At 62.0% G+C, this 20,797-nt stretch carries 17 protein-coding genes; 1 reads left to right on the plus strand and 16 read right to left on the minus strand.

Features of this window, described 5'->3' with window-relative positions:
• Nucleotides 1-7: 7 nt before the first annotated feature.
• Nucleotides 8-3,493: a DNA polymerase III subunit alpha gene (dnaE, locus tag J2Y48_RS21055; RefSeq protein WP_310422067.1), complete on the minus strand. Its 3,486-nt coding sequence runs from the start codon at nt 3,491-3,493 to the stop codon at nt 8-10.
• Nucleotides 3,494-3,881: 388 nt separating this feature from the next.
• Here dnaE and J2Y48_RS21060 point away from each other — a divergent pair, with 388 nt between their 5' ends.
• Nucleotides 3,882-4,460, plus strand: coding sequence for a hypothetical protein (locus tag J2Y48_RS21060; RefSeq protein ID WP_310422070.1), 579 nt, complete (start codon nt 3,882-3,884; stop codon nt 4,458-4,460).
• A gap of 72 nt (nt 4,461-4,532) precedes the next feature.
• Here J2Y48_RS21060 and J2Y48_RS21065 read toward each other — a convergent pair whose 3' ends face one another.
• The 15 genes from J2Y48_RS21065 to nuoH form a co-directional block, all read right to left on the minus strand.
• On the minus strand, nt 4,533-5,219 hold the full coding sequence (locus tag J2Y48_RS21065) for an ABC transporter ATP-binding protein (RefSeq protein WP_310422073.1): 687 nt from the start codon (nt 5,217-5,219) through the stop codon (nt 4,533-4,535).
• A 9-nt stretch (nt 5,220-5,228) separates the two neighbouring features.
• A complete protein-coding gene (locus J2Y48_RS21070) occupies nt 5,229-6,536 on the minus strand; it encodes a lipoprotein-releasing ABC transporter permease subunit (protein ID WP_310422076.1) in 1,308 nt (435 codons plus the stop codon).
• A gap of 113 nt (nt 6,537-6,649) precedes the next feature.
• Nucleotides 6,650-7,978, minus strand: coding sequence for a proline--tRNA ligase (proS, locus tag J2Y48_RS21075; protein WP_310422079.1), 1,329 nt, complete (start codon nt 7,976-7,978; stop codon nt 6,650-6,652).
• A 144-nt stretch (nt 7,979-8,122) separates the two neighbouring features.
• On the minus strand, nt 8,123-8,923 hold the full coding sequence (locus tag J2Y48_RS21080) for an ion transporter (RefSeq protein WP_310422082.1): 801 nt from the start codon (nt 8,921-8,923) through the stop codon (nt 8,123-8,125).
• Between the two features lie 779 nt (nt 8,924-9,702).
• The gene (locus tag J2Y48_RS21085) at nt 9,703-9,972 is read right to left on the minus strand and encodes a DUF1467 family protein (RefSeq protein WP_310422085.1); all 270 of its coding nucleotides are present in this window, start codon (nt 9,970-9,972) and stop codon (nt 9,703-9,705) included.
• A 220-nt stretch (nt 9,973-10,192) separates the two neighbouring features.
• Nucleotides 10,193-10,597, minus strand: a complete 405-nt coding sequence (mce, locus tag J2Y48_RS21090) for a methylmalonyl-CoA epimerase (protein WP_310422367.1) — start codon at nt 10,595-10,597, stop codon at nt 10,193-10,195.
• A 99-nt stretch (nt 10,598-10,696) separates the two neighbouring features.
• Nucleotides 10,697-12,364: a ribonuclease J gene (locus J2Y48_RS21095; RefSeq protein WP_310422088.1), complete on the minus strand. Its 1,668-nt coding sequence runs from the start codon at nt 12,362-12,364 to the stop codon at nt 10,697-10,699.
• Between the two features lie 17 nt (nt 12,365-12,381).
• Entirely contained in the window at nt 12,382-13,122 is a 741-nt protein-coding gene (locus J2Y48_RS21100; protein ID WP_310422370.1) for a biotin--[acetyl-CoA-carboxylase] ligase, read from the minus strand.
• 23 nt (nt 13,123-13,145) lie between these two features.
• A complete protein-coding gene (gene nuoN, locus J2Y48_RS21105) occupies nt 13,146-14,588 on the minus strand; it encodes an NADH-quinone oxidoreductase subunit NuoN (protein ID WP_310422091.1) in 1,443 nt (480 codons plus the stop codon).
• 17 nt (nt 14,589-14,605) lie between these two features.
• Complete coding sequence (locus tag J2Y48_RS21110) at nt 14,606-16,117, minus strand: NADH-quinone oxidoreductase subunit M (RefSeq protein ID WP_310422094.1); 1,512 nt, start codon at nt 16,115-16,117, stop codon at nt 14,606-14,608.
• Nucleotides 16,117-18,114 (minus strand): NADH-quinone oxidoreductase subunit L, encoded by a 1,998-nt coding sequence (nuoL, locus tag J2Y48_RS21115; RefSeq protein ID WP_310422097.1) that lies wholly within the window; start codon nt 18,112-18,114, stop codon nt 16,117-16,119. Before nuoL ends, J2Y48_RS21110 begins: the two co-directional genes overlap by 1 nt.
• Before the next feature lie 6 nt (nt 18,115-18,120).
• Nucleotides 18,121-18,429, minus strand: coding sequence for an NADH-quinone oxidoreductase subunit NuoK (gene nuoK / locus J2Y48_RS21120; protein WP_310422100.1), 309 nt, complete (start codon nt 18,427-18,429; stop codon nt 18,121-18,123).
• Nucleotides 18,430-18,455: 26 nt separating this feature from the next.
• Nucleotides 18,456-19,070 carry an NADH-quinone oxidoreductase subunit J gene (locus J2Y48_RS21125; protein WP_310422103.1) on the minus strand — a complete coding sequence of 205 codons (615 nt, stop codon included), beginning with the start codon at nt 19,068-19,070 and terminating at the stop codon, nt 18,456-18,458.
• A 139-nt stretch (nt 19,071-19,209) separates the two neighbouring features.
• Nucleotides 19,210-19,701 carry an NADH-quinone oxidoreductase subunit NuoI gene (gene nuoI, locus J2Y48_RS21130; protein ID WP_310422106.1) on the minus strand — a complete coding sequence of 164 codons (492 nt, stop codon included), beginning with the start codon at nt 19,699-19,701 and terminating at the stop codon, nt 19,210-19,212.
• 37 nt (nt 19,702-19,738) lie between these two features.
• On the minus strand, nt 19,739-20,785 hold the full coding sequence (gene nuoH, locus J2Y48_RS21135) for an NADH-quinone oxidoreductase subunit NuoH (RefSeq protein ID WP_310422108.1): 1,047 nt from the start codon (nt 20,783-20,785) through the stop codon (nt 19,739-19,741).
• Nucleotides 20,786-20,797 lie beyond the last annotated feature (12 nt).

The raw sequence follows: 20,797 nt of genomic DNA on the forward strand, positions 1-20,797 counted from the left end.
GCCGCCATCACACCACCTCCACGTCGATGACACCGGGTGCGGAGCGCAGGGCGGCAGCGATTTCCGGCGAGATACGATAGCGCTCGCTCAGTTCCACCTCGATCTCCCGCTGGCCGTCGTCCTTGATGACGATGAAGGACACCAGGCCGTCACCCTTGGCGTTGAGATGGGCGGCGATCGAGCGCAACGGCCCCGAATCGCGGACATAGACCCGTAGCGCCTTCTGTTGCTGCAGCGCCTCCTCCTCGAGCGAGCGCAGCGTCTGGATCCGCAGGCCGATGCCCTCGGGACGCTCCTCCGCCTGCACCGTCATCACCAGCGACTTGCCCGGCTCGAGCAGGTCGCGATACTGGTGCAGCATTTCGGAAAACAGCACCGCCTCGAACTGGCCGGACGCGTCCGAGAACGCGACGATGCCCATCTTGTTGCCGGTGCGGGTCTTGCGCTCCTGCTTCGAAGTCACGGTGCCCGCCAGCCGGCCCGCGGTCGCGCCCTGTTTCACCGCGACCGCGAAATCGCCGAAGTTCTGCACCCGCATCTTCGACAGCATCGCATTGTAGGTGTCGAGCGGGTGGGCGGACAGGTAGAAGCCGAGCACCTGGAACTCGCGATGCAGCTTCTCCGAGGCCAGCCACGGCGCGTAGGAGGGAAACGAGATCACCTCCGGCCCGGTCGCGGCACCCGCCCCGAACATGTCGCTCTGGCCGCTCGTCTTGTTCTCCTGGGCGCGCTGGGCATAGCCGAGCAGCCGGTCGAGGCCGGCGATCATTGCGGCGCGGTCGTGGCCGAAGCAGTCAAAGGCGCCGGCGCAGATCAGGCTCTCAAAAACCCGGCGATTGACCTGCTTCGGGTCGATCCGCAGGCAGAAATCCTCGAGACTCTCGAACGGCCGATCGCCGCGCACCTCGACAATGTGCTGCACCGCCCCCTCGCCGACGCCCTTGATGGCGGCGAGCGCATAGTAGATGCGATTCTCGCCGGTCTCGAAATGGGCGTAGGAGGTCTGGATCGACGGCGGCACGACCGTGATGCCGAGGCGGCCGGCATCCTGGCGGAAATCGTTCAGCTTGTCCGAGTTCGCCATGTCGTAGGTCATCGACGCGGCGAGGAACTCGACCGGATAGTGAGCCTTCAGATAGGCGGTCTGGTAGGACACGATCGCGTAGGCGGCGGCGTGCGACTTGTTGAAGCCGTAGTTGGCGAACTTGGCGAGGAGGTCGAAGATGAGGTCGGACTGCGGCTTCGAGACGCCGTTCTTCACCGCGCCGTCAACGAAACGGGCGCGCTGCTTGTCCATCTCCTCCTTGATCTTCTTGCCCATGGCGCGGCGCAGAAGGTCGGCCTCGCCGAGCGAGTAGCCGGACAGGACCTGGGCGATCTGCATCACCTGTTCCTGGTAGACGATGACGCCCTGGGTCTCCTTCAGGAGATGGTCGATCATCGGATGGATCGACTCGATCTCCTCTTCGCCGTGCTTGCGGGCGTTGTAGACCGGAATGTTCTCCATCGGCCCCGGCCGGTAGAGCGCGACGAGCGCGATGATATCCTCGATGCAGTCGGGCCGCATGCCGATCAGCGCCTTGCGCATGCCGGCACTTTCCACCTGGAACACGCCGACCGTTTCACCGCGCGAGAGCATCTCGTAGGTCAGCTCGTCGTCCAGCGGCAGGCTTTCGAGCTCGATCTCGATAGCGCGCTTGCGGGCGAAGTCGACGGCCGTCTTCAGCACCGTCAGCGTCTTCAATCCGAGAAAGTCGAACTTCACCAGCCCCGCCTGCTCGACCCACTTCATGTTGAACTGGGTGACGGGCATGTCGGAACGCGGATCGCGATACATCGGCACAAGCCGTGACAGCGGCCGGTCGCCGATCACGATGCCGGCGGCATGCGTCGAGGCGTGCCGGTAGAGCCCTTCGATCTTCTGGGCGATGTCGAGCAGGCGGGCGACAACTGGCTCGTTCTCCGCCTCCTCCTGCAGCTTCGGCTCCTCCTCGATCGCCTTCGACAGCGGCGTCGGGTTGGCCGGATTGTTCGGCACGAGCTTGCAGATCTTGTCGACCTGGCCATAGGGCATCTCGAGCACGCGGCCGACGTCGCGCAATGCGGCGCGCGCCTGCAGCGACCCGAAGGTGATGATCTGCGCCACCTGCTCGCGGCCGTACTTGCGCTGGACGTAGCGGATCACCTCTTCGCGCCGGTCCTGGCAGAAGTCGATGTCGAAGTCCGGCATCGAGACGCGTTCCGGATTGAGGAAGCGCTCGAACAGCAGCGAGAAGCGCAACGGATCGACGTCGGTGATCGTCAGCGCATAGGCCACCAGCGAGCCGGCGCCGGAACCGCGTCCCGGACCAACAGGAATGTTCTGGTCCTTCGCCCACTTGATGAAGTCGGCAACGATCAGGAAGTAGCCGGGGAACTTCATGCGTTCGATGACGCCGAGTTCGAAATCCAGCCGCTCGCGGTAATCCTGCTCGCTGAAACCTGACGAAAGGCCGAGCGAGGCCATGCGCCGCTCCAACCCCTCCACCGCCTGGCGGCGCAGTTCCGCAGCCTCGGCCCGCTCGGCTTCCTCCGGATCGGCCGTGGCGCCGGTGAAGCGCGGCAGGATGGGCGCGCGCGTGTTGAGCACAAAGTTGCAGCGCTGGGCGATCTCGACCGTATTCTGGAGCGCCTCCGGCAGATCGGCGAACAACTCCGCCATCGCAGCCCGGCTCTTCAGATAATGGTCCGGCGACAGCCGGAAGCGATTGTCGTCCGACACCATGGCGTTGTGTGCCACCGCCATCAGCGCGTCATGCGCCTCATAGTCGTCCGGCGACGGGAAGAAGGGCTCGTTCGTCGCAACGAGAGGCAGATCATGGGCATAGGCCAATTCGATCATCCGCCGCTCGTGCCGCCGGTCATAGCCGGCGTGGCGCTGCAGTTCCACGTAGAGCCGGTTGCCGAACCGATGCTTGAGTTCCCTTAGCCGGTCCTCTGCCATCGCGGGCTGCCCGGCAGCAAATGCCATGTCGACCGGTCCGGTGGACGCCCCGGTCAGGGCAATCAGTCCCTCCGTGCCCTCGTCGAGCCACGACCGCCGAATATGGATCGCCTGGCCGCCCTCGCCCTCCAGATAAGCGCGGCTGACAAGATCCATCAAACGCGCGTAGCCGGCATCGGTGGCGACCAGAATGACGAGGGACGGCAGCTTGGCAAGCGTCTGCGCCGGGCTGCGCCGCTCCCCCTCGCCCTCGTCTTCCATGTCGATTGCAAGCTGGCATCCGATCAGCGGCTGGATGCCGTCCGCCACCGCCTTCTGCGAAAACTCGAGGGCGGCGAACAGGTTGTTCGTGTCGGTGATTGCGATCGCCGGCTGGCCGTCGCTGACGGCCTTGCCGAGGATCTTCTTGATCGGCAGCGCGCCTTCGAGCAGCGAGTAGGCCGAATGCACGCGCAGATGCACGAACTGCACGTCTCCGCGCCCTGCTTCCGTCGCCGCTATATCCGCCATGCTCGCCACCTCGATTCAACAAGCCGGAAGGATAAGCGGATTCCTGCAGCGAATGTCCAGCGGGACGCCGATCGGGCGACATTTATCCCCTGCTCGCACCGGGGCTGGACCTGGAAGAGGACACCGACGCCGGATGCCCTTACAACCCGAGGGCCAGCACCGTGAGGCTCGCTACAAACATTGTAATGGAGGCAAAAGCTGCGACATCACGCATGAATTCGGTCATCGTATGGCTCCTTTTCTCAACATGAATCTATTTTGTTCTTGTTTTGTTCCCGCGTCAAGTCCTCGTTTGTTCGGCGAAGGCGTTTCTGCATCCTGGGGTCGCAGCTGGACCGCATCGGCACAATTTTCTATGCTGATTGCCCGATCGACGCGGGGTGACCTGATGAAGTTCTTGCTACCACTCATGATTGCCATGCTGGCCCCATGCGCTGCCGCGGCCGAGGGCTTTCCCGCGGACCGGATCGTCGCGGCGGCAACCGGTGACTGGAACAGGGACGGCAATACCGACCTGGCGCTGATCGCCCGCCCGGCCGATGGAAGCGACGAGGACAACGGCGTCTTTATCTACCTCGCTAACCCTAGCGAATCGCGGCTTGAACTGAAGGTTTCGGCCCCGAACAAAATCTGGGGCAACCTGACGATGTTCGGCCAGGAGCCGGCCGTCGCAGCACTGGCGAACGGTTCGATCAAACTCACTTCACAGAACAGTTCGGTCGGGCGGGATCGCTGGAGCCAGAGCCTGACACTCGCCTATCGCAGCGGCCGGTTCGTCGTCGCCGGCTACACCTATTCGTCCTACGACACCCTCGATAACGATAACACGAGGGAATGCGACCTCAACGTCCTGACGGGCAAGGGCACCGCGAACGGAAAGCCGATCACCACGGCGGGTGCGCAGATCACGTTGGAGGATTGGAACGACGAGACCGGCCAGAGGGCTTGCGGCTTCGCATCACAATAGACGGATCCGATCTCCGAAAACGGGCCAGCTATTGCGGGGCCTGCCCCGATCTTTACCGAGACCCGGATCCCGTCAGGTCAACTCGCGGACCTTGCCATCCTCGATCGTCACGCGGCGATCCATCAGGGATGCGAGTTCGTGGTTGTGGGTGGCAATCAGCGCGGCAAGGCCCGATTGACGAACAAGGGCTTCTAGCGCCTCGAAGACATAGCCAGCGGTTTCCGGGTCAAGGTTGCCGGTCGGCTCGTCGGCCAGCAGCACCAGCGGGGCATTGGCCACAGCGCGAGCGATCGCCACGCGCTGCTGTTCGCCGCCCGACAGTTCCGACGGCCGATGCTCGGCGCGATGGCCGATCCGCATGTAGTCGAGCAACTGGCTCGCCCGCTCCCGCGCCTCAGCCTTGGGAAGCCCCGCGATCAGTTGCGGCATCATGATGTTCTCCAGCGCGGAGAATTCCGGCAGGAGGTGATGGAACTGGTAGACGAAGCCGATATCGTTGCGGCGGATGGCGGTGCGCTGGTCGTCGTTCAAACCCGCGCAGGGGCGGCCATTGATGACGACATCCCCGGCATCCGGTTTTTCCAGCAGGCCCGCCACGTGCAGCAGCGTCGACTTGCCCGTTCCCGACGGCGCCACCATGGCGACGGTCTCGCCGCTGCGCAGCTCGAAATCCGCTCCCTTGAGGATGCTCAGGAGCGTGTCGCCCTGGCCGTAATGGCGCTCCACGCCGGAAAGCTGCAATGTGACGCGCGCGTTCATCGTGGTTTCCTATTCGTACCGCAGGGCCTGGACCGGATCGAGCTTCGAGGCGCGCCAGGCGGGAAAGATGGTCGCCAGGAACGACAGCGCCAGCGCCATCACGACGATCGAGACCGTCTCGCCCAGGTTCATGTCGGCCGGCAGCTGACTGAGGAAGTAAAGCTCGGGGTCGAACAGGGTCTGACCGGACAGCCATGAAAAGAACTGCCGGATCGATTCGACGTTGAGACAAACCACCACGCCGAGAATGACGCCGGCGATCGTGCCGACGGTCCCGATCGTCGCCCCCGTCATGAAGAAGATACGCATGATGGCGCCCGAGGTTGCCCCCATCGTCCGCAGAATGGCGATGTCGCTCCCCTTGTCCTTCACCAGCATGATCAGCCCGGAAATGATGTTGAGCGCAGCGACCAGGACGATCAGCGTCAGGATCATGAACATGACATTGCGTTCGACTTCGAGCGCGGAAAAGAACGTCCGGTTGCGCTGCCGCCAGTCGGTCACATAGATCTGGCGCTCGGCGGCGGCCTCGATCGGCTGGCGCAGCGCGTCGACGTCGTCAGGATTGTCGACGAACAGCTCGATCGACTGCACCAGACCGTCGGCGTTGAAATAGAGCTGCGCCTCCTCGAGCGGCATGTAGATGATCGAGGCATCATATTCCGACATGCCGATCTCGAAGATCGCCGAGACCGGATAGGTCTTCACACGGGGATTGACACCCAGCGGGGTCACGTCGCCTTCGGGTGCGACCAGCGTGATCGTATCGCCGGCGACGATGCCGAGTTGTTCGGCCATGCGGGCACCGATCGCAAGACCGGTACCGGCGGCGAAGCCGACGAGGTCGCCCGACTTGATATGGTCGGAAACGGCCTTCATCTTCGCCAGGTCGTCGGCGCGGACGCCACGCACGAGCGCTCCGGTTCCTGCCCCCCCCTTGCCGGAGGCCAGCGTCTGTCCCTCGACCAGTGGAATTGCCAGCTTGATGCCGGGCACCTTGGAAAACCGTGCAGCCAGATCCGCGTAATTGTCGAAGGGCCCGTCGATCGGCTGGACGATCATGTGGCCGTTGATGCCAAGGATGCGGGAAATGAGTTCAGTGCGGAAACCGTTCATCACCGCCATGACGATGATCAGCGTCGCGACGCCGAGCATGATGCCGATGAAGGAGAACCCGGCGATGACCGAGATGAACGCCTCCTTGCGCCGCGAGCGCAGATAGCGCCAGGCAACCATGCGCTCGAAACCGGAAAACGGCCGGATCGCGGGCGTTTTTTCCGCCGGTCCCACGGTGCCCTCGCCCGTCGCTTCCGCCATGATGCCTCCGGATCAGTCTCTATTTGCGCTGCGCGTCCGGCCGGACGCGCAAGGAATCTGTATCAGCTGCAATCGGAGCGCTCCTTGCGGAATGTTCGGCTCCGATTTTCAGATCAAACGCCAGTCGTCAGTCGGGCGATTGCCGCATCGATGGTGAGCGTTTCGCGCGCTCCGGTCTTGCGGTCCTTCAGTTCGACCTCGCCAGCGGCGACCGAACGCGGACCAACGATGACCTGGAACGGCGCGCCGATCAGGTCGGCGGTGGCGAACTTCGTGCCGGCCCGCTCGTCCTTGTCGTCCAGGAGCACGTCGACGCCGGCCTTCAACAGCGCGCCATACAGCGTTTCGCAGGCCGCATCGCAGGCGGCATCACCGGCCTTCATGTTGATGATGACGACCTCGAAGGGCGCCACGGACTTCGGCCAGATGATGCCGTTTTCGTCATGCGAAGCCTCGATGATCGCCGGCACCAGGCGCGTCGGCCCGATGCCGTAGGAGCCCATATGCACGATATGTTCCTTGCCGTCCGGCCCCTGCACCTTGGCGCCCATGGCTTCGGAGTACTTCGTGCCGAAGTAGAAGATGTGTCCGACCTCGATACCCCTAGCGGAAACGCGCTCGCCTTCCGGAATCGCATCGAACTCGGCCGCGTCGTGCATCTCCGAAGTCGCTGCGTAGCGGGAGGTCCACTTGTCGAAGATCGCCTTGAGACCGGCGACGTCGTCGAAGTTCGTGTCCACGCCCGGAATGTCGAAGCCGAGGAAGTCCTTGTGGCAGAACACTTCGGATTCGCCGGTGTCGGCCAGGATGATGAACTCATGGCTGAGATTACCGCCGATCGGGCCGGTATCGGCGCGCATCGGAATGGCGCGCAGTCCCAGGCGCGTGAAGGTGCGCAGATAGGCCGCGAACATGCGGTTATAGGCGTGCTCGGCGCCTTCGCGGGTCAAGTCGAAGGAATAGGCGTCCTTCATCAGGAACTCGCGCGAACGCATGGTGCCGAAGCGCGGACGGATCTCGTCGCGGAACTTCAGCTGGATATGATAGAGGTTCAGCGGCAGGTCCTTGTAGGACTTGACGTAGGAGCGGAACACGTCCGTGATCATCTCCTCGTTGGTCGGGCCGTAGAGCATCGGCCGGTCCTGCCGGTCCTTGATGCGCAGCATCTCCTTGCCATAGGCGTCGTAGCGCCCGCTTTCCTGCCAGAGTTCGGCCGACTGCAGGGTCGGCATCAGCAGTTCAATGGCGCCGGAACGGTTCTGCTCCTCGCGGATGATCGCATTGACCTTGTCGAGAACGCGCTTTCCCAACGGCAGCCAGGTGTAGATGCCTGCGGATTGCTGCTTGATCATCCCCGCGCGCAGCATCAGCCGGTGCGAGACGATTTCCGCCTCCTTGGGGTTTTCCTTGAGGATGGGCATGAAGAAGCGGGAAAGGCGCATGACGGGTTCCAAAAAGACAGGTTTCGCCTAGCTGGGGAATCGGGCGAAAAGACGTTGGTTTGATGCGTACATAAACGCTTCGCTGGCGGAAGGAAACCCGCACGGCTGCGACGAAAGCATCGCCAAACCCGACACGCCCTTTCCTCAGGCGTGTTCGTGCTCGCGCTCCCGCCGCAGTTGCCGGACTTCCTGGCGGAGGGCCCGGATTTCGTCGAGCAGAAGGCTCGCCTCGGAATGCATCGAAGCGCGATCCGCCTCCGCCACCGTTTCATGCTGATCCTGCATCGCCGAAACGATCACGCCGATGAACAGATTGAGTACCGTGAAGGCCGTGCAGGCGATGAACGGCACGAAAAAGGTCCACGAGTTGGGGTAGACCTCCATCATCGGGCGCACGATATCCATCGACCAGCTTTCCAGCGTCATGATCTGGAACAGCGTGTAGTACGAAGCGCCGATGGTCCCGAACCACTCAGGGAAGGCCGCACCATAAAGATTGGTGGCCATGACCGCAAAAATATAAAAGACGAGCATCAGCAAGACGAAGATCGAGGCCAGTCCCGGCAGAGAGACGATCAATCCGCCAACGACTTTGCGCAGCGAAGGAATGACGGAGATGAGCCGGAGCACCCGCAGGATGCGCAAGGACCGGAGAACCGAGAATGCACCGGACGTCGGGAAAATCGCGATTGCCACAATGGCAAAATCGAAGAGACTCCACGCATCCCGGAAGAAGGACGATCGGAACGCGAAGAGCCGGAGGCCGATCTCCAGGACAAAAAAGCCGAGGATCACATGGTCGACGAGATGGAGAAGCCTCCCATAGTCGGCCATAATGACTGCGGACGTCTCCAGTCCCAGCGTGATCGCGTTTGCGAGAATGACTGCAATGACAAATTGCTCCCAGCGATGGGAGACGAGAAGCTCTGAAAGTCTGTCGCGCATTGCACGAGTGTCCGTTTGATTTCGATGGGCGAGGAAAATCGAAACAAAATCAACAAGTCAAGAATTTCAAGACAGCGGAGGCCCCACCAACCGCTCGAGCCGGACGCTCCGCAGGGTTGCAACCACCAACAACGAAAATCCGCCTGCCCGGTTCGACGCCTCACACCAAAAAAGGCCCGGAAAGGAACCGGAACCATCACAATCCCGTCAACGGAAAAAATTTTTGTCGCGGTGTGTCAAATATGCAAAAAACCAGATGACAACGCCCAACCTTTGGGCTAGCTTCAGCCCACAAAAGAGGCAGGGAGTGCAAATCCTTGCCATTTCGCGGTCAAGTCTTGGGAGGATCAGATCTTTGGCGCGCGCAGACGCTGCCACCGGCAACGGATAAAGATCACGCGACACTTTAAGAACAAGGCTTTTAGCCTTGTTTTTTTTTGCTCTCTTACGGCGCTATGCGCCGCTCCAGACACGTTCCGGTCTTAGACCCGTTTGCCGCGTTGGGCTTTCGCATGTCTTTGTCTCTCCAATCGGAGACACGCTTTAGATGGCTTCCATGACGCTGGGATGACTGTCTCTGGGGGCTTCGGCCATGGGGCGACTTTTCGGCTGAGGACTGTGCCCCTACTTTTCCCGCACGTCGGCGGCCAGTTTCGGCCTACAGTCGCCGTTCCCTAAAGAGCGTCGCGATCTTTCAGATTCGCTTGTCGCTCTTTTGGTCCTGGTTCTTTCGCATGTCTGCCGAAACCGGCTCCACTTTCGGCAGACGGCTATAGCGATCAATCGAACCGCGGGTAGAACTGCGGAATTGCGTCGATTCCATATCCCAGTTCGACCGACAGCACCCACCAGACCGCATAAATCACCGCAGCCACAACCGTGGTAGTGAACACGACCTTGCCACCGCGGAACTTCGACGGTGCGCTTTCCGTCGTCCCCAGCACCACGTCGTTCTCTTCCGCCTGCGTGCGCATCCCGAAGGGTAGGACAAGGAACAACGTCAGCCACCATATGATGAAATAGACGGCCAGGATCGAAAACAACTGCATGGCTATACCCGTTGCGCCGCGCCCTCGGGCAAACGGCAGTGGCGTTCAATGGTCGCTGTGCGGCGCGCCGCCAGGTTGGCGGAGCACGTGATGCTGCGAAGACGAACAGCTCCGCTCTGACCGGCGACCCTCATTCGCGAAGATGCCGCGGCGCCGGACAACTCGTCCCTTCTACCCCCACGGTTGACGTAATTCAAATTCCGTGTCGAGCGGCGCACTGTCACACTTCTTCCAGCTCGATCAACGTGCCGAAGAAGTCCTTTGGGTGCAGGAACAGGACCGGCTTGCCGTGCGCACCGATTTTCGGGCTGCGGTCGCCGAGAACTCGCGCACCGCCGGCAATGAGCCTGTCGCGGGCGGCGATGATGTCGCTTACCTCGTAACAAATGTGATGCATGCCGCCGGCGGGCGATTTCTGGAGGAAAGCGGCAATCGGCGATGCCTCGCCGAGCGGTTCCAGCAGTTCCACCTTGGTATTGGGCAGCTCGACGAACACCACGGTGACCCCGTGCTCAGGCAACGCCTGTGGCGCGGTCACGCGTGCACCCAGCACATCGCGGTAGGAAGCGACTGCGGACGCCAGATTGGGGACTGCAATGGCTATGTGATTAACACGTCCAAGCACCTGACACTCCTTCCTCTGCCGCACCGCGTCTGATGGACGGCTCGGAGCCAGCGAACTCCATTCCGCACCTTCGGGCTGCGGGGGCATCGTTCACCCCAACTAAACCCTTGTCACGAAGACGGTCACCACGGGCTTCTTGCCCCAGACCTCGTTGGCCGTGGCACGCACGGCGCGGCGAACGGCCTCGCGGACCGTTTCCAAATCCTTGCGCCGTGTCCGCGGGATGCTTTCGACCGCGCCGAGAACGGCGTCATAGAGGGTGTCGCCCATGTCCTCGCCCTCGTCGTCGAACTGTGGCAGCCCGTAAGGCTCGACCTCGGGATCGCCGAGAAAATCGTGACGCGAATCGAGCACGATGTTGACGGCGACATGGCCGACGAAGGACAGCTTGCGGCGGTTGCCGATCCCCATTTCATCATAGTCGCCGACGAGGTTGCCGTCCTTGAAGATGCGGCCGTATTGCACGTCGTCGATCACCTCCGGCAGCCCCGGCGCAAGCCGCAGCATGCGCCCGTCGCGCACACGGGGAACGTTGGCGATGCCGGATTGCTCTGCGAGTTCGGCGTGGGCGACGAGGTGAGCCGCCTCCCCGTGGACCGGTACCAGGATCTGCGGCCGCGTCCAGGCATACATCTGCTGCAACTCGGTGCGGCGGGGATGGCCGGAAACATGCACCAGCGCCTCGCTGTCGGTCACGACATGAATGCCCTGGTCGATCAGCCCGTTCTTGATGTCGTTGATCGCCTTCTCGTTGCCGGGAATGGCGCGCGAGGAAAAGATGATCGTGTCGCCGGCGACAAACGCGACATTGCGCATCTCGTCGCGCGCGATCTTCGCCAGCGCGGCACGCGGCTCACCCTGGCTGCCGGTGAGGATGACGACCATCTTGTCACGCGGGACGTAGCTGAATTCGTCTTCGTCGATGAACGGCTTGATACCCTCCATCAAGCCGATGTCGCGTGCGACATTCATCACCCGCTTCATCGAACTGCCCAGCAGCAGCACCTCCCGCCCTGCAGCTTCGGCGGCCTTTGCCACCGACCGAATGCGGCCGACATTGGAGGAAAAGGTCGTGATCCCGACACGCCCCTCCGCGCTTTCGATAATCTTCGTCAGGCTCTCGGAAACCTCCAGTTCGGACGGCGATACACCGTCGCGCAGCGCGTTGGTGCTGTCGCAGATGAGCGCCAGGACGCCCTCGTCGCCGAGTTGGCGGAGACGGTGCTCGTCCGTCAAGGGGCCGAGCGAGGGTTCCAGATCGATCTTCCAGTCGCCGGTGTGGATCACCGTTCCGAGCGGCGTCTTGATCGCCAGCGACATCGGCTCGGGGATCGAGTGGTTCATGCCGATCGCCTCGATCTCGAACGGTCCGACATTGATCCGGTCGCCCTGCTTGAAGATCGTCACCGGGATCTCGGTGCGGCTACGCTCGTAGTCGCGCTTTGCCTCCAGCATGCCGGCGGTGAAGGGCGAGGCATAGACCGGCACGTTCAGCCCCGGCCAGAGATCGTTCAGCGCGCCGTAGTGATCCTCGTGCGCATGGGTGATGATGATGCCTTTGAGGTTCTTGCGTTCCTCGGCGAGGAAGCGGATGTCCGGGAGCACCAGGTCGACGCCCGGCAGGTCGGGACCGGGAAAGGTCACGCCGCAGTCCACCATGATCCATTTTCGATTGCCCGGTGTGCCATAGCCATAGAGCGCGAGATTCATGCCGATCTCGCCAACGCCGCCGAGCGGCAGGAACACCAGGTCTTCTTGATTTGCCATTGTGCGTAAAGGTCCGATTACTCAAAAAAAACATCGCCGGCCGCGATCAGCCGCGTGCCGCCATCATCGGTCTGCAGTTTCAGCAGACCCGTATCGTCAATTCCGACGAATCGCCCGGAAATCGACTGGTTCGGTAGATTGACCGTTATGATTTCCCCAATGCCACCGGCAACCGCGCGCCATCTGGCGACGATCTCTCCGATACCGTTGGCGCTGTCCCACAAGCGGAGAATATCGGCCATCTCCCGAAAGAGATGAGCGAAGAGATCAGCCGGCGAGACCGTACAACCATAATCCGAAAGCCTGGCTATCGGATAGAGGCCCGCGTCCGGCGCTACCGCGACATTGACGCCGCAGCCGATCACGATCGCCTGCCGTCCATCGGCAAGCGTCTCGCTCTCCACTAGAATGCCCGAGACCTTCTTGCGCTCGACCAGGATGTCGTTCGGCCATTTGATGCGCACCGGCGGCGAGCCGGGCGGCATGATAGAAGCAATGGCCGCCTGCACGGCGACGGCAACCGCAAGCGGAAGCGAACCGAGCCGATCGATTGGCGCCGGGTCGATCAGCAGCAGCGACGCATAGAGATTGCCGGCATCCGACGTCCATGGGCGACCGCGCCGTCCCCTGCCCCCGGTCTGGCGCGCCGCCGTGACCCAGAGACCGGAAAGCGCGCCCTTGCGGGCGCGCTCGAAACATTCCGTATTCGTGGAACTGGCTTCGACCAAGGCTTCGTGCCGGAAATCATCCAGCGTCAGCCGGCCGGTTCCCGCCCCGCGCGTCAAAAGAAGGTCCGCGCGGCGGCTTCGGCTGCGTCGCCGATCGGACCGCCGATCAGCACGTAGCCCAGGACGAACAGCCCGGCGAGGCCGAAGACCAGCTTCAACTCGCCCGGGGTGCGGGCGAACTCGTCGGTCGCAGCGTCGAACCACATCACCTTGACGATGCGAAGGTAATAGTAGGCGCCGACCACCGAGGAAAGCACGCCGATGATGGCAAGTGCGTAGAGGTGTGCCTCGATCGCCGCCATGAAGACGAAATACTTGGCAAAGAAGCCTGCCATCGGCGGAATGCCGGCCAACGAGAACATCATGACCGTCAGCACCGATGCCATGAACGGGTTCGTCGTCGACAGGCCGGCGAGATCTTCAATGCCCTCGACATTGCCGCCCTGGCGACGCTGCATCGCGAGAATGCAGGCAAACGTGCCGAGCGTCATGACCATGTAGATCAGCATGTAAAGCGCCACGCCGCGCACACCGGCCATCGAGCCGGCAGCAAGGCCGACCAGCGCATAGCCCATGTGGCCGATCGACGAATAGGCCATCAGGCGCTTGATGTTGCGCTGACCGATCGCGGCGAAGGAGCCGAGCAGCATCGACGCAATCGAAATGAACACGATGATCTGCTGCCAGTCGGCGACGATCGGCTCGAACGCCTCGATGACGATGCGCACGATCATGGCCATGGCCGCCACCTTCGGCGCTGCGGCGAAGAAGGCCGTCACCGGCGTCGGCGCACCTTCGTAGACGTCCGGCGTCCACATGTGGAACGGCACCGCCGAGATCTTGAACGCCAGACCAGCGAGAATGAACACCAGGCCGAAGACGAGGCCAAGCGAACGCCCCTCGGCGGAAAGCGCTGCCGCGATCTGCTCGAAACCGATGTGGCCGGTGAAGCCATAAACGAGCGACATGCCGTAGAGCAGCATGCCCGAAGACAGCGCGCCGAGCACGAAGTACTTCAGGCCGGCCTCGGTCGAACGGACGCTGTCGCGGTTGATTGCCGCAACGACGTAGAGCGCCAGCGACTGCAACTCCAGCGCCAGGTAGAGCGACAAAAGGCTGTTGGCCGATATCATCAGCATCATGCCGAGCGTCGCAAGCACGATCAGAACCGGGAACTCGAAACGATCCATCTGTTCCGAGCGCGCGTGGCCGACGGTCATGACCATCGCCGTGATCGAACCGATCAGCGTCAACACCTTCATGAAGCGTGCGAACGGATCGGATACGAAGGCGCCGCCATAGGCCAGGCCGTCCCCGCCGCGCATCACCAGCCACAAGCCGGCGAAAATCAGAAGCGCAACCGCAAGCCCGGTCACGGTCGTCGCCGACCGTTCTCCGGAGAAGACGCCGATCATCAGCAGCGCCAGCGCGCCGGCGGCTAATATGACCTCGGGCGTCGAGAGCTGAAGGCTGGCAAGAATAAGTTCAGCAGTCATTTCGAAAGATCCCGTCGTCAGTTCGCCGAGAGCGCAACGGATTGCGCTGCTTCGAGGGCCGCAGTGTAGTTGTTCAGCAGCGCATCAACAGAGGCTGCAGTCACGTCGAATACCGGTATCGGATAGACGCCGAAGAAAATCGTCAGCGCGACCAGCGGGTAGAGGATCGCCTTCTCGCGCGCCGACAGGTCGAGCAGCGCCTTCAGGCTTTCCTTCTCCAGCGCTCCGAAGATCACCCGGCGGTAGAGCCACAGGGCGTAGCACGCCGAAAGGATGACACCGGTCGCCGCGAACAGGGCAACCCAGGTGTTGACCCGGAAGACACCGATCACTGTCATCACTTCGCCGATAAAGCCGGAGGTGCCGGGCAGGCCGACATTGGCCATGGTGAAGATCATGAAGGCGACCGCATATTTCGGCATGTTGCTGACCAGGCCGCCATAGGCGGCGATATCACGGGTGTGCAGCCGGTCATAGACCACGCCGACGCAGAGGAAGAGCGCGCCGGAGACGATACCGTGCGAAAGCATCTGGAACAGCGCACCCTGAACGCCCTGCACGTTCGCCGCGAAGATGCCCATGGTGACGTAGCCCATGTGGGCGACCGACGAATAGGCGATCAGCTTCTTGATGTCCTCCTGCACCAGCGCGACCAGCGAGGTGTAGATGATCGCGACGACCGACAGCGTGAAGACGAACGGTGCGAAGAAATCAGACGCAAGCGGGAACATCGGCAGCGAGAAGCGCAGGAATCCGTAGCCGCCGAGCTTCAGCAGGATGGCGGCCAGGATGACCGAGCCCGCCGTCGGCGCCTGGACGTGCGCGTCCGGCAACCACGTGTGAACCGGCCACATCGGCATCTTCACCGCAAACGAGGCGAAGAAGGCCAACCACAGCCAGGTCTGCATCTGGCGCGGGAAGTCATAGGCCAGCAGTTCCGGAATGCTGGTCGTACCGGCCTGCCAGTACATCGCCATGATGGCAAGCAGCATCAGCACCGAGCCGAGCAGCGTGTAGAGGAAGAACTTGTAGCTGGCATAGACGCGATCCTTGCCACCCCAGACGCCGATGATGAGGAACATCGGAATCAGGCCGGCCTCGAAGAACACGTAGAAGAGGACGATGTCGAGCGAGACGAACACGCCCACCATGAACACTTCCAGGATCAGGAAGGCGATCATGTATTCCTTCAGACGCTTCTCGATCGATGTCCAGCTAGCCAGGATGCAGAAGGGCATCAGGAAAGTCGTCAGGATGACGAAGAGCATGGAGATGCCGTCTACGCCCAGATGATAGGCAATGCCGGTGCCAAGCCACTCATGCTTCTCGACCATCTGGAAGCCGGGGTTCGAATAGTCGAAGCCGACCCAGATGAAAAGCGACAGAACGAAGGTGAACACCGTCGTCAGCAGCGAGACGTTGAGAATGTTCCGCCGCCCATAGGGGCTATCCTCACGCGTCAGCAGCAGCAGCGCCACGCCGACCAGCGGAAGGAAGGTGACCGCGGAAAGAATAGGCCAATCGGTCATCAGAGGGAACTCCCGAGCATCATCCAGGTAACGAGTGCCGCAATCCCAAGCAGCATCGCAAAGGCATAGTGATAAAGGTAACCGGTCTGCAGGCGAACCACGCGGTTCGTCACGTCGAGAACGCGGGCCGCGACACCGTTCGGCCCCAGGCCGTCGATGACCGCTCCGTCGCCGCCCTTCCACAGCAGCCGGCCGAGCCAGAGCGCGGGACGGACAAACAGGAAGTCGTAGAGTTCATCGAAGTACCACTTGTTCAAAAGGAACTGGTAGAGGCCGCGATGCTGGTCTGCCAGGTACTTCGGCAGGTCCGGACGCCGGATGTACATGTACCAGGCGGTGAACAGGCCGAGCGCCATCGCGACGAACGGGCTCCACTTCACCCACAGCGGCACATGGTGGAATTCCTCCAGCAGCTTGTTCTCCGGACCGGTGAACAGCGCGCCCTGCCAGAACTCGGCATAGTGGTGACCGTAGAAGTAATCGACGGCAATGAAGCCCGAGAAGATCGCACCGACCGCCAGCAGATAGAGCGGCACCAACATCACCGCCGGCGATTCATGCACGTGGTGCATGACGTCGGAGGAGGCGCGCGGCTTGCCGAAGAAGGTCATGAAGGCCAGGCGCCAGGAATAGAAGCTGGTGAACAGCGCTGCAACGACAAGCAGGGTGAAGGCGAAGCCAGCAACCGAGCTGTGCGAGGCAAACGTCGATTCGATGATCGCGTCCTTCGAGAAGAAACCGGCGAAACCGATCATGGTGCCCGGGATGCCGACGCCGGTCAGCGCCAGCGTACCGATCGTCATCATCCAGAAGGTGATTGGGATATGCGTGCGAAGGCCGCCCATGTAGCGCATGTCCTGTTCGCCATCGACGGCGTGGATCACCGAGCCGGCGCCAAGGAACAGCAGTGCCTTAAAGAAGGCGTGGGTGAACAGGTGGAAGATCGCCGCGCCGTAGGCGCCGATGCCGAGTGCGACGAACATGTAGCCGAGCTGCGAGCAGGTCGAATAGGCGATGACGCGCTTGATGTCGTTCTGCACGAGGCCGACGGTGGCGGCGAAGAAGGCCGTGATCGCACCAACAATGGTGATGACGGTCAGCGCGTCGGGCGACAGTTCGAACAGCGGCGACATGCGGGCGACGAGAAAGACGCCGGCGGTGACCATGGTTGCGGCATGGATGAGGGCCGAGACGGGTGTCGGGCCTTCCATGGCGTCCGGAAGCCAGGTGTGCAGCAGGAACTGCGCCGACTTGCCCATTGCACCCATGAAGAGCAGCAGGCAGGCGCCCGTCAGTGCATCGGCCTTGTCGAGTTGCATGCCGAACAGTGTGATGACGGGATTCGTGGCGTCAGCGGCGCCCTCGGCCGGAAGATAGGTGGCCGCCGTGGCAAAGATCGTCTCGAGGTTGACCGAGCCGAACAGCACGAAGACGGCGGCGAGGCCGAGCAGGAAACCGAAGTCGCCGACGCGGTTGACGATGAACGCCTTCATCGCAGCCGCGTTAGCCGAAGCCTTCTTGTACCAGAAGCCGATCAGCAGGTACGAGGCGAGGCCCACGCCTTCCCAGCCGAAGAAGATCTGCAGGAGGTTGTCCCCCGTGACCAGCATCAGCATCGCGAAGGTGAACAGCGACAGATAGGCGAAGAAGCGCGGGCGATGCGGGTCGTGGTGCATGTAGCCGACCGAATAGACATGCACGAGCATCGACACGGTGTTGACGACGACGAACATCACCGCCGTCAGCGTGTCGACGCGGAACGCCCATTCGACGTCGAAGCTGCCGGACTGGATCCAGCGCAGCACCGAGACCTTGATCAGTTCCTCTTCGCCGAGCCCCACCTGAAAGAAAACCAGCCAGGACAGCGCACAGGCGATGACCATGAAGGCGCAGGTGACGAACTCGGACGCTTTCGCGCCGATCGTGTTGCCGCCGAGACCCGCGATCAAAAAGCCGATCAGCGGAAGGAAGACGATTGCCTTGATGATGGTATCCATACCCGATCAACCCTTCATCACGTTGACGTCTTCCACGGCGATGGAGCCGCGGTTGCGATAGAAGACGACGAGAATTGCAAGACCGATCGCCGCTTCTGCAGCCGCGACCGTCAGGATGAACAGCGCGAAGACCTGGCCGACGATGTCGTTCAGGAAGGCCGAGAAGGCGACCATGTTGATGTTGACGGAAAGCAGGATCAGTTCGATCGACATCAGGATGACGATGACGTTCTTCCGGTTGAGGAAGATGCCGAAGACGCCGAGCGTGAACAGGATGGCGCTGACCGTGAGATAGTGGGAAATACCGATTTCCATGATGCGAATTCCTTAAGTCCGGCGCCTCAGATACCCTGGCCCGGCTTGACCTTGACCACCTCGACGGCGGTTTCCGGCGAGCGGGCGACCTGCCTGGAAACATCCTGGCGCTTGACGTTGTCGCGATGACGCAGCGTCAGCACGATCGCGCCGATCATCGCGACCAGAAGCACGAGGCCGGCGATCTGGAAGAAATAGACGTAGTGCGTGTAGAGTACGTCGCCGAGCGCCGCCGTGTTGGTGCGTTCCGTCACCGGCGGGATCGGCATCGCCGAATTGCTCGCGATCTCCGGCGAAAGCGTCGATCCACCGACGACGACGATCAGTTCAACCGCCAGCACCAAACCGACCAGCGCGCCCACCGGGGCGTGCTCGATCACGCCCGAGCGCAGTGCGGCGAAATCGACATCCAGCATCATGACGACGAAGAGGAAAAGGACCGCGACCGCGCCGACGTAGACCACAAGCAGGATCATCGCCAGGAACTCGGCGCCGGTCAGCAGGAAAAGCCCGGCGGCGTTGAAGAACGTCAGGATCAGAAAGAGCACGGAGTAAACCGGGTTCCTCGCCGCGATCACCATGAACGCGGACGCCACCGCCACGAAGGCGAAGAGATAGAAAAAGAGAGCCTGCAGACCCATGTTGGTGCCTTTTCGTCTTCCCCGGAAGGGTCGGCCTCGTTGCCGCCTTTCCTTCGAAGCTTGGCGGCCCTGCGCCACCAAGCACGTAACTCAACTCGATCGTCCGTCGCCCCAAGAGCGATCGAACCTGCCCCGCGACTTAACGGTAGGGCGAATCCATTGCAATGTTGCGGGCGATTTCCCGCTCCCAGCGGTCACCGTTATCGAGCAACTTCTCCTTGTTGTAGTAGAGCTCTTCACGGGTCTCGGTGGCGAACTCGAAGTTCGGCCCCTCGACGATGGCATCGACCGGGCAGGCTTCCTGACAGAAACCGCAGTAGATGCATTTGACCATGTCGATGTCGTAGCGCACCGTGCGGCGGGTGCCGTCGTTGCGGCGCGGACCGGCCTCGATGGTGATAGCCTGCGCCGGACAGATCGCTTCGCACAGCTTGCAGGCAATGCAGCGTTCCTCGCCGTTCGGGTAGCGGCGCAGCGCATGCTCTCCGCGGAAGCGCGGCGATACCGGCCCCTTCTCGAAGGGATAGTTCAGCGTCGCCTTGGGCCGGAAGAAATAGCGCATCGACAGCATGAACGCGCCGACGAACTCCTTCAGGAACAGCGAATTAACCGCTTGCGAGAGACTAGCCATTAGCGAACTCCAATGCAGCTGAAACCTGGGGCGCCCGTCATGCGGTCCACCCGGTGAGCTTCAGCACGAATGCAACGATGACAACCATGGCGATCGACAGCGGAAGGAAGACCTTCCAGCCGAGACGCATCAGCTGGTCGTAGCGGTAGCGTGGCACGAAGGCCTTTACCATCGCGAACATGAAGAAGACGAGCGAGGCCTTGAGCACGAACCAGACGATGCCCGGCACCCAGTTGAAGAGCCAGAAGTCGACCGGAGGCAGCCAGCCGCCGAGGAACAGGATCGTCGTCAGCGCGCACATCAGGCAGATGGCGGCGTACTCGCCGAGCATGAACATCATGTAAGGCGTCGAGCCGTACTCGACCATGAAGCCGGCAACGAGTTCGGATTCAGCTTCCGGCAGGTCGAAGGGCGGGCGGTTCGTCTCGGCGAGCGCCGAGATGAAGAACACGATGAACATCGGGAACAGCGCCAGCCAGTGCCAGTCCAGGAAAGACGCCGGCAGACCGAGCATCGTGCCGACGCCGGTGCTCTGCGAGTTGACGATATCGGTCAGGTTCAGCGAGCCGACGCACAAAAGCACGGTGACGATGACGAAGCCGATCGAGACCTCATAGGAGATCATCTGCGCAGCCGAGCGCAGCGCGCCGAGGAAGGCATATTTCGAGTTGGAGGCCCAACCGCCCATGACGATGCCATAAACCTCGAGCGAGGAGATGGCGAAGACGTAGAGGATGCCGACGTTGATGTTGGCGATCACCCAGTTCTCGTTGAGCGGAATCACGGCCCAGGTGGCCAGCGCCAGCACCACCGAGACGAGCGGCGCCAGCAGGAAGATCGCCTTGTTGGCGGAGGCCGGAATCACCGGCTCCTTGAAGACGAACTTCAGAAGGTCGGCGAACGACTGGAACAGCCCCCACGGGCCCACCACGTTCGGACCGCGGCGCATCTGCACGGCGGCCCAGATCTTGCGGTCGGCCAACAGGATGTAGGCGATGAAGAGAAGCAGTGCGACCAGCAACAGCAGCGACTGGGCGATCATGATGACCGCGGGCCACACATAGCTCGAAATGAAAGCGTCCATAGTGCCTATTCC

This window comes from Mycoplana sp. BE70 (assembly GCF_031455855.1).
Lineage (GTDB): Bacteria > Pseudomonadota > Alphaproteobacteria > Rhizobiales > Rhizobiaceae > Mycoplana.

Coding starts and splice junctions, on each gene's coding strand:
- J2Y48_RS21110 (WP_310422094.1), bottom strand. CDS start 16,117: ATGACCGATTGGCCTATTCTTTCCGCGGTCACCTTCCTTCCGCTGGTC.
- J2Y48_RS21095 (WP_310422088.1), bottom strand. CDS start 12,364: ATGGCAAATCAAGAAGACCTGGTGTTCCTGCCGCTCGGCGGCGTTGGC.
- proS (WP_310422079.1), bottom strand. CDS start 7,978: ATGCGCCTTTCCCGCTTCTTCATGCCCATCCTCAAGGAAAACCCCAAG.
- nuoL (WP_310422097.1), bottom strand. CDS start 18,114: ATGGATACCATCATCAAGGCAATCGTCTTCCTTCCGCTGATCGGCTTT.
- J2Y48_RS21080 (WP_310422082.1), bottom strand. CDS start 8,923: ATGCGCGACAGACTTTCAGAGCTTCTCGTCTCCCATCGCTGGGAGCAA.
- J2Y48_RS21125 (WP_310422103.1), bottom strand. CDS start 19,070: ATGGGTCTGCAGGCTCTCTTTTTCTATCTCTTCGCCTTCGTGGCGGTG.
- nuoN (WP_310422091.1), bottom strand. CDS start 14,588: ATGACTGCTGAACTTATTCTTGCCAGCCTTCAGCTCTCGACGCCCGAG.
- J2Y48_RS21065 (WP_310422073.1), bottom strand. CDS start 5,219: ATGAACGCGCGCGTCACATTGCAGCTTTCCGGCGTGGAGCGCCATTAC.
- J2Y48_RS21070 (WP_310422076.1), bottom strand. CDS start 6,536: ATGGCGGAAGCGACGGGCGAGGGCACCGTGGGACCGGCGGAAAAAACG.
- J2Y48_RS21085 (WP_310422085.1), bottom strand. CDS start 9,972: ATGCAGTTGTTTTCGATCCTGGCCGTCTATTTCATCATATGGTGGCTG.
- nuoH (WP_310422108.1), bottom strand. CDS start 20,785: ATGGACGCTTTCATTTCGAGCTATGTGTGGCCCGCGGTCATCATGATC.
- J2Y48_RS21060 (WP_310422070.1), top strand. CDS start 3,882: ATGAAGTTCTTGCTACCACTCATGATTGCCATGCTGGCCCCATGCGCT.
- dnaE (WP_310422067.1), bottom strand. CDS start 3,493: ATGGCGGATATAGCGGCGACGGAAGCAGGGCGCGGAGACGTGCAGTTC.
- nuoI (WP_310422106.1), bottom strand. CDS start 19,701: ATGGCTAGTCTCTCGCAAGCGGTTAATTCGCTGTTCCTGAAGGAGTTC.
- nuoK (WP_310422100.1), bottom strand. CDS start 18,429: ATGGAAATCGGTATTTCCCACTATCTCACGGTCAGCGCCATCCTGTTC.